This window comes from Serratia silvae, assembly GCF_023282985.1.
Classification (GTDB): Bacteria; Pseudomonadota; Gammaproteobacteria; order Enterobacterales; family Enterobacteriaceae; genus Chania; species Chania silvae.
Map to the genome: position 1 here is coordinate 76,462 of NZ_JAGQDC010000005.1, position 15,036 is coordinate 91,497.

Annotated in this window: 19 protein-coding genes; 8 read left to right on the plus strand and 11 right to left on the minus strand. The window is 53.8% G+C overall.

What is annotated here, in order from left to right; all coding sequences use genetic code 11:
* Window positions 1-5 precede the first annotated feature (5 nt).
* The 3 genes from KAJ71_RS08405 (at window position 6) to tyrS (ending at window position 2,466) form a co-directional block, all read left to right on the plus strand.
* Window positions 6-308: an MliC family protein gene (locus KAJ71_RS08405; RefSeq protein WP_248945299.1), complete on the plus strand. Its 303-nt coding sequence runs from the start codon at window positions 6-8 to the stop codon at window positions 306-308.
* An 88-nt stretch (window positions 309-396) separates the two neighbouring features.
* Window positions 397-1,050 (plus strand): pyridoxamine 5'-phosphate oxidase, encoded by a 654-nt coding sequence (gene pdxH, locus KAJ71_RS08410; RefSeq protein WP_248945300.1) that lies wholly within the window; start codon window positions 397-399, stop codon window positions 1,048-1,050.
* Window positions 1,051-1,191: 141 nt separating this feature from the next.
* The gene (gene tyrS, locus KAJ71_RS08415; RefSeq protein WP_248945301.1) at window positions 1,192-2,466 is read left to right on the plus strand and encodes a tyrosine--tRNA ligase; all 1,275 of its coding nucleotides are present in this window, start codon (window positions 1,192-1,194) and stop codon (window positions 2,464-2,466) included.
* 90 nt (window positions 2,467-2,556) lie between these two features.
* Here tyrS and gstA read toward each other — a convergent pair whose 3' ends face one another.
* The 5 genes from gstA to KAJ71_RS08440 form a co-directional block, all read right to left on the minus strand.
* On the minus strand, window positions 2,557-3,159 hold the full coding sequence (gstA, locus tag KAJ71_RS08420; RefSeq protein ID WP_248945302.1) for a glutathione transferase GstA: 603 nt from the start codon (window positions 3,157-3,159) through the stop codon (window positions 2,557-2,559).
* Window positions 3,160-3,256: 97 nt separating this feature from the next.
* Complete coding sequence (gene dapA, locus KAJ71_RS08425) at window positions 3,257-4,138, minus strand: 4-hydroxy-tetrahydrodipicolinate synthase (RefSeq protein WP_248945303.1); 882 nt, start codon at window positions 4,136-4,138, stop codon at window positions 3,257-3,259.
* Window positions 4,139-4,495: 357 nt separating this feature from the next.
* On the minus strand, window positions 4,496-4,759 hold the full coding sequence (locus KAJ71_RS08430; RefSeq protein WP_024486509.1) for a YjbD family protein: 264 nt from the start codon (window positions 4,757-4,759) through the stop codon (window positions 4,496-4,498).
* An 83-nt stretch (window positions 4,760-4,842) separates the two neighbouring features.
* Complete coding sequence (locus KAJ71_RS08435) at window positions 4,843-5,508, minus strand: HD domain-containing protein (RefSeq protein ID WP_248945304.1); 666 nt, start codon at window positions 5,506-5,508, stop codon at window positions 4,843-4,845.
* Between the two features lie 38 nt (window positions 5,509-5,546).
* Window positions 5,547-5,816, minus strand: coding sequence for a hypothetical protein (locus tag KAJ71_RS08440; RefSeq protein ID WP_248945305.1), 270 nt, complete (start codon window positions 5,814-5,816; stop codon window positions 5,547-5,549).
* 187 nt (window positions 5,817-6,003) lie between these two features.
* On the opposite strand from KAJ71_RS08440, the gene KAJ71_RS08445 reads away from it, so the two are divergent.
* Genes KAJ71_RS08445 through KAJ71_RS08460 form a run of 4 tightly spaced genes read left to right on the plus strand, consistent with a single transcriptional unit; the run spans window position 6,004 to window position 7,594 of the window.
* Window positions 6,004-6,315: a hypothetical protein gene (locus KAJ71_RS08445; protein ID WP_248945306.1), complete on the plus strand. Its 312-nt coding sequence runs from the start codon at window positions 6,004-6,006 to the stop codon at window positions 6,313-6,315.
* A 31-nt stretch (window positions 6,316-6,346) separates the two neighbouring features.
* Window positions 6,347-6,499, plus strand: coding sequence for a hypothetical protein (locus tag KAJ71_RS08450; RefSeq protein ID WP_248945307.1), 153 nt, complete (start codon window positions 6,347-6,349; stop codon window positions 6,497-6,499).
* Window positions 6,480-6,734, plus strand: coding sequence for a hypothetical protein (locus tag KAJ71_RS08455; protein ID WP_248945308.1), 255 nt, complete (start codon window positions 6,480-6,482; stop codon window positions 6,732-6,734). Before KAJ71_RS08450 ends, KAJ71_RS08455 begins: the two co-directional genes overlap by 20 nt.
* A 5-nt stretch (window positions 6,735-6,739) precedes the next feature.
* Window positions 6,740-7,594: an aminoglycoside phosphotransferase family protein gene (locus tag KAJ71_RS08460; protein WP_248945458.1), complete on the plus strand. Its 855-nt coding sequence runs from the start codon at window positions 6,740-6,742 to the stop codon at window positions 7,592-7,594.
* Window positions 7,595-7,600: 6 nt separating this feature from the next.
* Here KAJ71_RS08460 and KAJ71_RS08465 read toward each other — a convergent pair whose 3' ends face one another.
* Window positions 7,601-8,785, minus strand: coding sequence for a benzoate/H(+) symporter BenE family transporter (locus KAJ71_RS08465; RefSeq protein WP_248945309.1), 1,185 nt, complete (start codon window positions 8,783-8,785; stop codon window positions 7,601-7,603).
* A 111-nt stretch (window positions 8,786-8,896) separates the two neighbouring features.
* On the opposite strand from KAJ71_RS08465, the gene KAJ71_RS08470 reads away from it, so the two are divergent.
* Complete coding sequence (locus KAJ71_RS08470; protein ID WP_248945310.1) at window positions 8,897-9,490, plus strand: helix-turn-helix domain-containing protein; 594 nt, start codon at window positions 8,897-8,899, stop codon at window positions 9,488-9,490.
* Between the two features lie 161 nt (window positions 9,491-9,651).
* Here the strand turns inward: KAJ71_RS08470 and dtpA are convergent, their stop codons facing one another.
* The 5 genes from dtpA to rsxD form a co-directional block, all read right to left on the minus strand.
* The gene (dtpA, locus tag KAJ71_RS08475; RefSeq protein WP_248945311.1) at window positions 9,652-11,160 is read right to left on the minus strand and encodes a dipeptide/tripeptide permease DtpA; all 1,509 of its coding nucleotides are present in this window, start codon (window positions 11,158-11,160) and stop codon (window positions 9,652-9,654) included.
* A 594-nt stretch (window positions 11,161-11,754) separates the two neighbouring features.
* Window positions 11,755-12,396, minus strand: coding sequence for an endonuclease III (nth, locus tag KAJ71_RS08480; RefSeq protein WP_248945312.1), 642 nt, complete (start codon window positions 12,394-12,396; stop codon window positions 11,755-11,757).
* Window positions 12,393-13,094 (minus strand): electron transport complex subunit E, encoded by a 702-nt coding sequence (locus KAJ71_RS08485; RefSeq protein ID WP_248945313.1) that lies wholly within the window; start codon window positions 13,092-13,094, stop codon window positions 12,393-12,395. The genes nth and KAJ71_RS08485 overlap by 4 nt, the downstream gene beginning before the upstream one ends.
* A complete protein-coding gene (gene rsxG / locus KAJ71_RS08490; RefSeq protein ID WP_248945314.1) occupies window positions 13,091-13,720 on the minus strand; it encodes an electron transport complex subunit RsxG in 630 nt (209 codons plus the stop codon). The genes KAJ71_RS08485 and rsxG overlap by 4 nt, the downstream gene beginning before the upstream one ends.
* 9 nt (window positions 13,721-13,729) lie before the next feature.
* The gene (gene rsxD / locus KAJ71_RS08495) at window positions 13,730-14,815 is read right to left on the minus strand and encodes an electron transport complex subunit RsxD (RefSeq protein ID WP_248945315.1); all 1,086 of its coding nucleotides are present in this window, start codon (window positions 14,813-14,815) and stop codon (window positions 13,730-13,732) included.
* Window positions 14,816-15,036: the final 221 nt, after the last annotated feature.

Here is a 15,036-nt window from a genome sequence, read left to right on the forward strand (position 1 = left end):
GCCTGATGAAAAAAATAGCGATGGTTGCCGGGATTCTCGTGTTGGCAGGTTGCAGCTACGTGATCCCGCAAAAGAGCGAAACGCTGCACTATCAATGCGGAACGACGCCGCTCACCGTGCATCTCAATGGTGAAGAGAGTACGGTCAGCTTTCTGATGGACGGTGAACAGCTGAAGCTGAAACAGGTGCTGGCGGCGTCTGGTGCCAAATACAGCGACGGTAAATACACCTTCTGGTCGAAAGGGCAAAGTGCTTTTGTCGAGCGCGATGATAAAGTGATCATGAGCGACTGCGTGCTGACTCAATAAACCTACCTTGTAGCAGCAGAATGATTGAGATCCTGCAGCTACAGGCGCAGAATATGACAACGAATTTACCGCTTGGTTGCTAACCCAGATGACTGATAATAATGAGTTTGATGTGGCGGATCTGCGCCGTGAATATACCCGTGGCGGGCTGCGTCGTAACGATTTGACCGCCAACCCCCTGGATTTGTTCGAACGCTGGCTCAAACAGGCTTGTGAAGCGCGTCTGGCCGATCCTACCGCCATGTGCGTTGCTACCGTGGATGAACAGGGGCAACCTTTCCAGCGCATCGTGCTGCTCAAGCACTTTGATGATCAGGGCCTGGTGTTTTATACCAACCTTGGCAGCCGCAAAGCGCAACAGCTGGCGCAAAACCCGCATATCAGCCTGCTGTTCCCGTGGCATATGCTGGATCGTCAGGTGATGTTCCTCGGCAAGGCCGAGCGGCTATCGACGCTGGAAGTGATGAAGTATTTCAACAGTCGGCCCAAAGACAGCCAGATCGGCGCTTGGGTGTCGCAACAGTCAACGCGCATCTCTGCCCGTGGCATCCTGGAAAGCAAGTTCCTCGAACTGAAGCAAAAATTTCAGCAAGGGGAAGTGCCATTGCCCAGTTTCTGGGGCGGTTTCCGCGTTAAGTTTGACTCCGTTGAGTTTTGGCAAGGGGGCGCACACCGGTTGCACGACCGTTTCCTGTATCAACGCGAAGGAAATGACTGGAAAATTGACCGACTGGCACCCTGATAGACGGAAAATCCCCCTTAAGCGCTGGCACTGATGCCGCTGGCGCTTTATTCTATGCGCTACCCCGAATTTTATGATTTTCGCCAATGGGCGAAGGCCGTGTACCGGCAAAGGTGCATTCGTTTATACATGGAGAAATTGATGGCTAGCATCAACCTGATTCAACAACTGCAAGAGCGGGGCCTGGTGGCTCAAGTGACGGACGAGGAAGCGTTAGCAGAGCGACTGGCGCAAGGGCCAATTGCACTGTATTGCGGCTTCGATCCGACCGCTGACAGCTTGCATTTGGGCCATCTGGTGCCTCTGCTGTGCCTGAAGCGTTTCCAACTGGCCGGCCATACGCCGGTAGCGTTGGTAGGTGGCGCGACCGGTATGATCGGCGACCCGAGCTTTAAAGCCGCCGAACGCAAACTCAACACCACGGAAACGGTCAACGAATGGGTCGAGAAAATCCGCAAGCAGGTTTCTCCGTTCCTCGATTTCGACTGTGGCAGCAACAGCGCCATTGCGGCCAACAACTACGATTGGTTTGGCGGCATGAACGTGCTGACCTTCCTGCGTGACATCGGTAAACACTTCTCGGTAAACCAGATGATCAACAAGGAAGCGGTTAAGCAGCGTCTGAACCGTGATGATTCCGGGATCTCCTTCACCGAGTTTTCCTATAACCTGTTGCAAGGGTACGACTTCTCAGAGCTGTATAACCGCCATCAGGTGGAACTGCAGATCGGGGGTTCCGACCAGTGGGGCAACATCACCTCGGGTATCGACCTGACTCGCCGCATGCACCAGAAACAGGTGTTCGGCCTGACGGTGCCGTTGATTACCAAGGCTGACGGTACCAAGTTTGGTAAAACCGAAGGCGGCGCGGTATGGCTGGCCCCGGAAAAAACCAGTCCGTACAAATTCTACCAGTTCTGGATCAACACCGCGGATGCGGACGTTTATCGTTTCCTGAAGTTTTTCACCTTCCTGAGCATTGAAGAGATTAATGCGCTGGAAGAAGAAGACAAGAACAGCGGCAAAGCACCGCGCGCCCAGTATGTGCTGGCTGAAGAAGTGACCGGTATGGTGCATGGTGCAGAAGGATTGGCCGCGGCGAAACGTATCACCCAGAGCCTGTTCTCTGGTGCACTGCACGAAATGACCGAGGCGGACTTTGCGCAGTTGGCACAGGACGGCATGCCATCCATCAAGCTGGAGAACGATGCGGATCTGCAACAGGCATTGGTGAATGCAGAGCTGGTTCCTTCACGCGGGCAGGCTCGCACCATGATCGGTTCCAACGCGGTGACCATCAACGGCGAGAAGCAGTCCAATCCGGAATATCTGTTCAGCGACAGCGATCGCCTGTTCGGCCGTTACACGCTGCTGCGTCGCGGCAAAAAACATTACTGCCTGGTTGACTGGAAGTAATCTGAGCGGGCGCGCCCCAATATGGCGGGTCGGTTAAAGTTTGTCAGCAGTCTAAGGGGCCCAATGTGGCCCCTTTCTTTTATTCAGTCTTTATAGACCTTCTGCACTCAACGTAGCTGCCACCGCCGGGCGAGCCGCGACACGATCAAAATAAGCCGTCAGGTGCGTGTGCTTCTTGAGATCAAATTGTAACGCTTTCGCCCAACGCAACACGGTGAACAGGTACGCATCCGCCACGCTGAAACGTTGTCCCAACAGATAATGCTGTTTTTCCAGCACCGAGTCCAGGTAGCTGAACTGGCTGGCTAGCTTATCGCGGGCAATCGCTTTGTATTCATCCGGCGTCTTCGGGTTAAACAGCGGGCTGAAGCCTTTGTGCAGCTCGGTTGCCACGTAGTTCAGCCATTCGATCGCATGATAGCGTGAAAGGGTGCCAGCGGCCGGGATCAGGTTACGATCCGGTACGCGATCCGCCAAGTATTGCACAATCGCCACGCCTTCGGTCAGCAGGCTGCCATCGTCAAGTACCAACGCTGGAACTTGTCCCTTAGGGTTGATTGCCAGATAGTCGGCACCACTTTCGGTTTTCTTGTGTGCTAAATCGACTTTCTCTGCGGTGAAATCCAACCCGGCCTCACGTAACACGATGTGAGGAGACAGGGAACAGGCACCGGCTTTATAGAACAGTTTCATCGAAAACTCCTTGATGGTGATGAAGGACAGGCAGGTTTAACCCCCCATCCTAGTCCTAGGCCAGAAAAATTACAGCGGTTTTGCCAACAATATTTTATTACTCCGCCAGAGTGAGCTGTGGCATCTGCGCCAGTAAATCGGTGATCTGCTGCTGCAATGCCTGTGGCGCGGTTTGCATTGGGGAGCGGAGTTCGTTTTTTATCAGCCCCTGCTGCGACAGGGCGGCTTTTACCGGGCCTGGGTTCGGGTAGCTGAACATCTGTTGGATCATTGGCAGCAGGGTATAGAAATTGCTACGTGCGGCGTCTAAATCGCCTTGTGCCACTTGCTCCACCAAGGCAACAAAGCGGTCCGGGTGCAGGTGTGCCGCAGCGGAAATCGCACCACTGCCACCCAGACATAGCGTGGTCAGGATCAGATGGTCTTCGCCGGTCAGCACGTCGATCTCGCCGTCGTGGATCAACGCCATGGTAGCCTCGGGGCTGCCGCCACAATCTTTGATTGCTTTGATCTGCGGGTGGCGGGCGAGTTGCCGCAGCGTTGCCAGCTCAAAGGTTGCCCCGGTGCGATAAGGCACATTATACAAAATCACCGGCACGTGAGAGGCATCGGCAAGGCGGGTAAAATACTCCACCAGGCCCGCCTGCGAAGGACGAATATAATACGGGGCGGGGATCAGCACCCCGGCGATATCGCGCTGGTTAATGGCCTGCTGCATCTGTAGGGTGCTAACCATGTTATTACCCGAAAGCCCCATGACTACCTGCCGGGCTGGCACCACCTCGAGAACGGCATCCAGCACCGCCAACTGTTCTTCTTTGCTCAGGGCCGCGGCTTCGCCGGTTGAACCACAAACCACCACGCCAGCGACGCCTTTGGCGATTAAATGCTGAGCCAGCCTTTTGACTGCCGGGAAATCGACGTCGTCATCATTGAATGGGGTAACCAGTGCGACCCAAATACCAGAAAATGAAGCCATGTTAAACTCCTGCTGCGTGACCGACTAGGAGTCAGATGAGAAAACCAGAGAGGAGCATCGCGTTGCACACCATCCAGTCAGCTCATCTGACGGGACAGCGCGCCCCGGTCAAATGAGCGGCTGTTTCTTTGAAGTAAGCGCCAAAGCCTCACCCACGGTCAACGCGGTTTGCTGCGGTGCGGCCTGTTGGATGAAAGGGGACATGGCGATCTCGTAACCTGTGAATGTCATCCGATAGTGGACAGGTCACGGTTAGCTGTCAATGGATAACCAGATGATAATAGGGATATTAATAATAGTTGGGTGCAGATGAGTCTGGCTTATCAAAAACAGACCCCGCCGAAGCGGGGTCTGTGATCAACGATGTGGGCGCGTGCTGATGGAGGCAGTCCAACTGAAGGTGGCACCTGTTGGTTGCGCCCGGTTGGCTTTGCGTTCTGCGCGGGTCGCTTTGGCAATCTTTTCACGTGCGGCCATAATGCGATCGATGGCTTCGTCTTTAATTCTATTATGTTCGGAGTTGGTCAACTGGCGCTCGAGGTTTTTGCTTGCTCTGTCCAGATCGGTCTTTACTTCACGTTGTTCGCTTTCTGTCATCTCTTTCAGCGTTAGTCTCTTCATTTTGGCAACCTGTGTTGTGAAGTTGACTTTCAGTGTACAGCATTTATGGCAAAGATATTGTTGTGTCGTTATCAATGCGCTTATCAAACTTCTTCCAGCAGCTCGCTGAGAAAGCGGCGCATGCGTTCGGTGCGTAATGCCGCCATCCTTCGGCCTGCCGCAGTCTGAAATCCTTCCTGTAGTTTGAACAGCTTGGTTTCGAAGTGATCCAGAGTGAATCGCTTGTCATCATACTGGCGCTGTTGCGCCAGCGGGTCGGCGGCATCGTATAGAGCGCTACGCATGCGGCCACCGATGTAGAAGCAGCGGGCAACGCCGATCATGCCAATCGCATCCAGCCTGTCGGCATCCTGCAGTATTTTGGCTTCCAGCGTTTGCGGGGGAATAGCGGCAGAAAAGCTGTGGGCCTCGATCGCGTGCGCAGTCTTGTTGATATCCTCATTAGACCAACCAAGGGTTGCCAGCGCGATGCTGGCTTTTTCTGCCGCCATGCGGGAAGCCAGATGGCGCTGAGGGGCGTTTTTCTCTATCGCAACGCAGTCATGCAGCAACACGGCGGCACACAGAATTTGTTGGTCTCCCCCTTCATCATGGCTGATTTGGCGACTATTTTTCCACACGCGGTGCAGGTGGGCCACATCATGCGAGCCATCATCGCCCTCTAGCGTCAGTGGTAGCAACTCTTGGGCTAATGCCTGAAATGGAGAGAAGGGTTGTAACAGCTCTGGGGAGACGGTTGGAGAATGCACAAATTGATCCTTATCAATAGGCTGAAAGTGAGGCGGGATTACTCTTTGCGAGAGTTGCCGTATTTGTTGTCGTACTCACGACGATAGCCGCGCGCTTTATTGCGATCGCGGATCCATAGATAGCCGCAAACCAGGGCCACCAGGGTTGAAAATGAAACATTACGCATATCCCGGTCATAATAAAACACCAACAACGCATCCAGTGCCGCCACCAGGGCAATCCACTTATACATGTGCGACTGCCGCCGCGTTGCGGCGTTAAGGCGTTTCAACTGTCTGGCTTCATGCAAAACAGGCTTTTGCTGCATAGTCACTCATCATCAATCAGTCCAGTTGATAAATTAGCAGATTATTCCCGACTGCGTCATAGCGGATAATGGCTGTTATGTCACTTTCTGCATCGGTTTAAAAATCATGCGCTGACGGATTGAAATCGGCCAAAAACATGATAGGTTATTTATTCACTATTTCCGATTTTATATTCAGTGGGTGGCGATGATTGTTAGAACCTGGCACGGCTGCGTGCCGCTAAAACATCGGCAAGGATTTGCCGATCATTTACATGTCACAGGCGTCAAGCATGCTAAAGGAATTGCGGGCAACCGTGGAGCTTTTGTCAGGCAAGAGGTGCAGGGAGACTATGCGCATTTCTTTCTGGCAACCTATTGGACATCGCGGGAGGCCATCAAATGTTTCGCCGGTGAAGCCTATCAGGTGGCGGTAACTTATCCGGATGATGAAGCCTTCGCGTTGATCTCCGATCCTTACGTGTTTCACCATCAGGTTGATGAAATCGTCGAGCTTTAACCTCGGATTCAACGTTATGCAGGGGATTACGATGAACAGCAAAACAGTACGCCCAGAAGAGATCGTCCAACAGCAGCTTGATGCCTACAATGCCCGTGATATCGACGTTTTTATGGCCTGCTGGGCGGACGATGCACTGTATTACCAGCATCCGGATACGCTGCTTGCCCGAGGTACGAGGTAAAGGCGAAATTCGTGAGCGTCATATTGCCCGCTTCCAAGAACCCAGCTTGTACGGTGAGCGTATCAAACGGATGGTGGTGGAGAATCTGGTTATCGACCAGGAAGTGGTCACGCGCAATTTTCCTCATGGACGTGAAGAGCACGCACTCATCAGCGCGTGCAGCCGAAAGTTTTGCAGGATGCTGCTGGGTAATACTATCATCCCAGACAGTCATTTAGGCAATAAGGGTACATAAGGGTGATCAACCAGGCATTTATTCCTTATCTGCAACGTTGGCAACTTGAGCCAGACGGACAAGCGTTTGAAACCCATAGCAGCCTGTTGATGCCGGTACGCTATCAAATGATGCCCGCAATGCTGAAAATTGCCCGCGAACAGGAAGAAAAATTTGGCGGTCTGCTGATGTGCTGGTGGCGCGGAGAGGGGGCTGCGCGGGTACTGGCCTGGCATGATGACGGTATTTTGCTGGAAAGGGCGATGGGGACTTTGTCATTGGCACAGCTGGTACGTAATGGCGAAGACCAACGTGCAACTGATATTTTGTGTCAGGTCATTGCCCGATTGCACGCGCCACGGGATGAACCTTATCCCGATCTGATCCCCTTGCATCAGTGGTTTAATGCTTTATGGCCCGCAGCGCAGGTTCACGGAGGCATACTGCGTTTGAGTGCCACCGCCGCGGCAGAATTGCTGATCAGCCCACGGGAGCAAGGGGTGCTGCATGGGGATATCCACCATGACAACGTGCTGGATTTTGCCGAACGCGGCTGGTTAGTGATTGATCCCAAACGTTTGTATGGCGAGCGCGGTTTTGATTACGCCAATATCTTCTGCAACCCCAATTACGGTGTCGCCACCGATCCCGATACCTTCCATCGTCGCGTTGAACAGGTTTGCTCGCGGGCTGGATTGGAACGTTGCCGTCTTCTACAGTGGATCCTGGCCTGGGCGGGGCTTTCCGCGGCCTGGTTTTTGGAAGATGGTGAGCAAGCGGATATCGATTTCCGCGTGGCAGAACTGGCAGCGCGTGCCTTGGGTATCGCGCTGCCGCAGGGAGATGGCGGATTTATCCTGCCAACCGTTGAGAGCCAATAGCGGGATTCAAGGCATGTTGCGCCGTGGTAATGAGAAAATAGCGTAAGCCAGCACGCCGCCAATCAGCCCCCAGAACGCAGCCCCCACGTTTAACAAAGTCAACCCGGAGGCGGTGATCAGAAAGGTGATCACCGCGGCATCCCGCTGTTTATCATCCTGGAGCGCTCGCTGCAAACTACCGGCAATGGTGCCTAATAAGGCCAGCCCGGCGATAGTATGGATCAAGGTTGCCGGCAGTGCGTTGAACAGCATGCCGATGGTACCGCCGAACACCCCCGCTAACAGATAAAAACCACCGGCAGCCACGGCGGCCATATAGCGGCGCTTGGGATCGGGATGAACGTCCGGCCCCATACAGATGGCGGCGGTGATGGCTGCAATACACACCGTGAAGCCGCCAAAGGGGGCCAGCACCAGAGCCGTCAGGGCCGTCCAGCTGATTAGTGGTGAAGTGGGTACGTCATACCCGCCAGCCTTGAGAGTGGCGATGCCAGGTGCGTTCTGCGAGGCCATCGTCACGACAAAGAAAGGAATACCTATGCCCAGCAACGTCGACAGCGTGAAGTGTGGAGCGATAAATTCCGGCTTGGCAAAGGACAATGTTTGTTGGGTGAAATGAATGTTACCCTGTAACGCCGCAATGATCAGCCCAGCAAGCAGCGTCAGAACAATCCCGTAACGCGGCAGATAGCGGCGAGTGAACAGATATACCAGGCACATACCGGCGCTGAGTGAAAAATTGATCTGCAAGGAGGCAAAGGCGTCCAACCCGAAGCGGAGTAATATTCCGGCCAGCATCGCTGCCGAAATGGCCTGCGGGATATGGTTCATCAACTTGGCAAACAGGCCGGTGACACCACACAGCAGGATCAGCCCACTGGCGAAAATAAACACCCCGATGGCCTCATTGAGCGGGGTACCGGGCAAACTGGTGACCAGCAATGCTGCGCCGGGCGTCGACCAGGCGGTAAGGATTGGCGTACGGTAATAGAGCGAAAGCCCCAACGAGGTGATACCCATGCCTAGACCAAGCATGCTCAGCCAGCCGCCAATTTGTATCGGGCTGGCCCCTGCAGCCGCAGCGGCCTGGAAGATAATTGCCGCAGAACTGGTGTAACCTACCAGTACCGCCACAAAACCGGCGACGATGGCAGAAAAGGACATATCACGTAATGAGAGTGCAGGGCGCATAACCGCTCCCGAGTCAGTGTGCGTTATAACGTACGAATTGACGGAGCATAGCATTGTGCGTTATAGCGCACAAGGGGCTATAATCGCTGCAGGTTTATCAGGAGAACAGCTATGCAGGATCTTGCCAGCCATTTGGCGCAAACGCTGAAGTTATTACGTTCGCAGCGCGGTTGGAGCCTTAATCAGGCTGCCGAAAATACGGGCGTCAGCAAGGCGATGCTGGGGCAGATCGAACGGGGCGAGTCCAGCCCAACGGTGGCGACTTTATGGAAAATTGCTACCGGGTTTAACGTGGCTTTCTCCGCTTTTCTGGAAACGGCGCCGTTGCAACCGGCGGCTATGCTGCATCGTTATGGCGAGTTACCAATCTTCAATCAAGACAATGCTGACATGCGTGTGGTGCCGCTTTTCCCGTTCGACCGCCAACTGGGTTTTGATATGTTTGTGATCGACTTGGCTCCTGGCGCGCTCAGTGAATCCTCGGCTCATGAGCCGGGCGTGATTGAACATGTCATTGTCATCAGTGGTCAGTTGGAGCTGGCGATTAACGGCGAATGGCACAGTCTTGCCAGCGGCGAAGCCATGCGCTTCCAGGCAGACTGCCCACATGCCTATCATAATGTCAGCACAGAGCCGGTTCGCATCCACGATCTGATCCATTACCCGCAGGTCTTATCGCCGCAGGATAAAGAAGGGTGCCCATAAGACGGAAAGATCCAGAGCACCCACCTGCAGTCTACTTAATATCCACTCCGTTGAATGCACTCGATTGTTCAGACAGCGAAGCGTTTCGCAATTTCCTGCGCGCCATAAAAAAACGCCGAAGCTAGGCTCCGGCGTTTTTTGAGGTCAGGTTACAGCAGGGATTAGAGAGCAGCAGCTTTCGCTTTTGCTGCCGTATCTTCTGCGGTATCCAGCGTCATACGGTACAGCTTTGGTGCGGTCAGCATCATCAGCACGGCGATCACCGCCGTGGCGATACCAATCTGCATAAACACGTGGCTATAGATAGCCAAAGAAGCATGCGCATCGTTGATGTCGCTTGGGACGGCGGTCAGACCCGCGACCTTACCGGCGATCAGCGCGGCGGCGGCGGTGGTCAGGAACCAGGAGCCCATGATGAAGCCCATCAGACGTTGCGGTACCAACTGAGCCACCATGGCCAGACCCAGACCAGAGATCATCAGCTCACCGATACTCTGCAGGGCATAGCTCAAGATCAGCCAGTTAACGGACACGATGCCCTGGTCGTTGGCGAAGCTTGCGCCCCACGGCAGCACCAGGAATGCCCCAGAACACAGGATCATGCCGAAAGCAAACTTGTGCGGCATTGGCAGACGGTCGCCCATCTTGTTATACAGCGCGGCAAGAATAGGACTGGCCATCATGATCCAGAATGGGTTCAGTGCTTGATACTGTTCCGGCTCAAAGGCAATCCCCAGGATATTGTGCTCAACGTTGTGGATAGCAAAGAAGTTCAGTGAGGTAGGCATTTGGCTGTACAACACGAAGAATACGACTGCTTCGAGCATCAGCAGGAAAGCCACGATCATTTTACGACGTGCGGCACCGTGTAAGGCGAAGGTTTCCTTGGCAAATACGATGACGATACCCACAGAGACGATAGCCAGGGCCCAGCGTGCGATAACCTGATTGTGCAGTAACCAGCTGGAAACCGCGACCAAGGCCACTACGCCAACGATCACCATCAGCAGTTTCTTGATCTGCAAAGGCTTAAAGTCAGGTTTTGAACCGTATTGCTTCACCCAGCGGTGGCACATCATAAAGTTGACCAGGGTGATCAACATACCTACCACGCTCAGTGAGAAGGCGACGCTCCAGCCATATTTGGCAGCCAACCACGGCGTTGCCAGCATGGAGAAGAATGAACCGATGTTGACGGACATATAGTACATGGTGAATGCACCGTCCAAACGCGGATCGTCTTTCTCATAGCAGGTAGACAGCAGGGAAGAAGGGTTGGCTTTAAACAGTCCGCTACCGACGGCGATGGTGGCCATGCCCAGATAAACCCAGAAGATATCATGGCCAGAATAGGCCACCATGGCGTAACCTGCGGCCAGTACGATGGCCCCCAACACGATCACCCGCTTGGAGCCAAGAACTTTATCCCCCAACCAGCCACCAATGGCCACGAAACCGTAAACCAGTGCACTGAAGGAGGAGAACAGCGTAATCGAGTCGGCTTCACTCAGGCCAAGCATCTTGACCAGATAGACCGCCATGATGCCTTGCAGACCGTAGTAGCCGAAACGTTCCCAGAGTTCAATCGAGAAGATCAGGTAGAAGGCCTTAGGTTGCTTAAACGCGTTAAGGCTAATGTTTTCCGAAGAATTGTTGTTTGCAGTTGACACTGGTACCTCTGGTTTTTTCACTACCCGCATTGTCAGGACGGGAAATTGCAGAATGTGATGCAGGGCTGCACCCTTCTGCATTGTTATAGGATGAATGCCGGCGGTTAATGTTCACTATCTTTGTCAACGAGGCAAGCTTTTTGACATGTTCTGTTACATATATCATTAACCACATCATATAACTATGTTGCAATTGTTATGCAGTATTAACGTTTGCCATTCTTAAATTTGCCGAGTTTTTATTTTGATTAAAAGCTACCCTGAATTAATTTAGTTATATCTTCTGCTATTTAAGCTATATCCAGTCCATACCAATGCTAATGATTGATTAGACCTTTGTTTGTTGTGCATAAACTGGATTATGCAAAATTTCTGAAAATGAACAGATCGGTAGTGAGGTTTGTAAATGAGATGTGATCGTCAAGACGTGAGGTTAACCACAATTTTTGACTAATTTTACGGTTGAAAATATCTGAAACAGCGAGTTTGTAGGGAAATCCCGGACTCCACCAAGGTTAATGCTGCCTGAAGTCACATTTTTGATAAAAAACCGGGGGGAAGAGTCGAGGACACGGAGCGCCGTGCCCGGCAGGTTCAATCCAGCGGGTAAACCTTCTCTTTAAACTCGCACAGGTCTTCGATAATGCATGAACCGCAGCGCGGTTTACGGGCGATACAGGTATAGCGGCCATGCAGGATCAACCAGTGATGGCAGTCGACCTTAAACTCGGCAGGAACCACTTTCAGCAGCTTTTCCTCTACCTGCTCCACGTTTTTCCCTGGGGCGAAGTGGGTGCGGTTACAGACGCGGAATATATGGGTATCAACGGCAATGGTCGGCCAACCGAAGGCCGTATTCAACACCACGTTGGCCGTTTTGCGCCCCACGCCGGGCAGGGCTTCCAGTGCGTCACGATCTTCCGGTACTTCACCGTGATGCTTTTCCAGCAGGATACGGCAGGTTTTAATCACGTTCTCGGCTTTGCTGTTAAACAGGCCGATGGTTTTGATGTACTCTTTTACGCCGTCTACCCCCAACGCCAGCATAGCCGCTGGCGTGTTGGCTACCGGGTAGAGTTTAGCCGTGGCCTTGTTAACGCTGACGTCGGTTGCTTGAGCGGAGAGCAGCACGGAAATCAACAGCTCAAAAGGTGTGGTATACACCAGTTCGGTGGTCGGATGCGGGTCGTTATCCCGCAAGCGAGTCAGGATCTCCAGGCGTTTCTCTTTATTCATAACGCTTTCTCTACGTGTCCCTGTTCCATGTTAGGTTCAGCTGCCAAAGCCTTGGCTTTACGCGCCTTCATTTTTTCGTCAATCAGATATTTGGTTGCCAGCATCAAACCCAGACCGATAAAGGCACCCGGTGGCAGCATGGCCAGCAGGAAAGGGGTGTCGAAATGGACAATCTCAATGCGTAACACCTTGGCCCAACCGCCCAACAGCAGGTCAGCGCCATCAAACAGCGTACCGTTCCCAATCAACTCACGTAGCGAGCCCAGCACAAACATGGCACTGGTGGCGCCGAGCCCGATGGCCATACCGTCGATCAATGCCAATCCTACCGGTTTTCGCGCTGCCACGGCTTCAGCCCGGCCAACTACGATGCAGTTGGTGACGATCAACGGGATAAAAATCCCCAACGACTGATACAGGCCGAAAGCGTAGGCGTTGATCAGCATCTGCACGATACTCACCGCGGCGGCAATGATCATCACGTAAATCGGAATGCGAACTTCGCTCGGGATCCAACGGCGCAAGGCGGAAATGGAACCGTTGGTAATGGTTAACACCAGCGTGGTGGCCAGCCCAAGCCCCAAGGCGTTGGTCGCAGTCGACGTCACCGCCAGCAGCGGGCACAGCCCCAATAATTGCACTAACGCAGAGTTGTTTTTCCACAACCCCTGTACGATTAACTCTTTGGCTTCACTCATTCGCTGGCTCCGCAGGCAGGCAAGGTATCCAGTTTAGGCGGCAGCGTCTCCATAAACAACGCTGTACGACGCACGGCGTTGACCACGGCTCGTGGGGTGATGGTGGCCCCAGTGAACTGATCAAACATTCCGCCGTCTTTCTTCACTGCCCAACGTTTATCATCCGGGCCGTCGATCTTTTTACCGCTGAAGAAGGTGATCCAGTCGGTGATACGTAATTCGATTTTATCGCCAAGCCCAGGTGTTTCGTGATGTTCCATCACGCGGGTTCCCAACATCGTGCCGTTAAAATCGGCGCCGACCAGCAGTTGGATTGCCCCAGAATAACCGTCGGGAGCGGTCGTTTCCAATGCGGCCGCCACCAGTTGGCCATTCTTGCGTGCCAGATACAGATGATGAGGCGCATCGTTGCCCAAAGCCGGATCGCTGACCAGCAGGCATTCGCTCTGCATATCGTTGTCATAATGTTCTGGCGGCACGACCTGGTCCAGCAGCGCTTTCTGTTGCAACGCCGCCTGATGGGCAATAGTGGTTTTGGTTAACTGGTACACCACGGCGGTCAGGCCGGTGGTCACGGCGGCGAACACGGCCAGTGTGGTGCCATGCTTTCTCATGGAATTAAGCATATTGACTCCTTAACGGTGGCCGTACACGCGCGGTTGCGTGTAGTGATCGATCAAAGGCACGGTAATGTTGGCCAGCAGTACGGCAAAGGCCACGCCGTCCGGGTAACCGCCATACACGCGGATCAGCCAGACCAGCAAGCCAACCAGGCCGCCGTATATCAACCGCCCTTTGGGCGTGGTAGAGGCACTGACCGGATCGGTGGCAATAAAGAAAGCCCCGAGCATGGTGGCCCCGGAAAACAGGTGGATCAGCGGGGAAGCCTGGTGGGCAGGATCTAACGTCCAGGCTAAACCTGAACACAGGGCAATAACTGCCAGCATACTGAACGGGATGTGCCAGTGGATCAGCCTACGTCCCAGCATAAACAGGCCGCCGAGCAGGAAGCCCAGGTTAATCCATTGCCAGCCGATACCGGCCAGCGTACCGCCAAATAGCGGTTGCTGAAGCACCTGTTCCACCGAGTGGCCGCTACGCAGGCCGGTTTTAAAACCGTCCAATGGCGTTGCCTGGCTGATACCATCAACGCCCATCTGCAATTGGTGCAGAGTTGCTCCCTGGGCGGTGTGGCCGCTGAAAATAGTCAGCAAGGTATCCGGCAGGGTCAGGGCGGTTGCGCGCAGTTCTTCCGGTGGTAACCAACTGGTCATCTGTACCGGGAAGGAGATTAACAGCACCACGTAACCCACCATGGCAGGGTTGAAAGGGTTTTGCCCCAGTCCACCGTAAAGCTGTTTGGCGATCACAATGGCGAAAAAGGTGCCGATCACGATCATCCACCAGGGAGCCAGCGGTGGCAGGCTAATGCCCAGCAACAGCGCAGTGAGTAGGGCAGAATTGTCTGCCAGTCGTGCTTTGACCGGCTGTTTACGCAGAGCAAGAATGGCGGCTTCGGCCCCGAGGGCGGTTAACATCGCCAACGCGGTCTGAATAAGGTTGCCATAGCCAAAAAACCACAGCTGTGCGGCCATGCCGGGAATGCAGGCCAGCATCACCCAAAGCATGATGCGGCTGGTGCTTTGCTGGTTATGGGTAAACGGAGAGCTGGCGATGTGTAAGCCCTTGGGGGCTGCCTGTTGTACCGGCCTGAACTTCATAGAATAACGACCATTTCTTTGCCATGTTAATCAGTGCATGCCCGGTGCGGGCACCGGGGGAAATTACTGCGCTGCATTCTACCTCAATCATATGTCGGGTAATACGTGCTAATCATAAGGATATTCGGCTTTTGCTGCGAGAAACAGCCAGGCTGGGTGTTAAACGTACAGTATGGGTTGTCATACTGATGATCGAGCTGCTATTTTTGGACTGCTTTTCG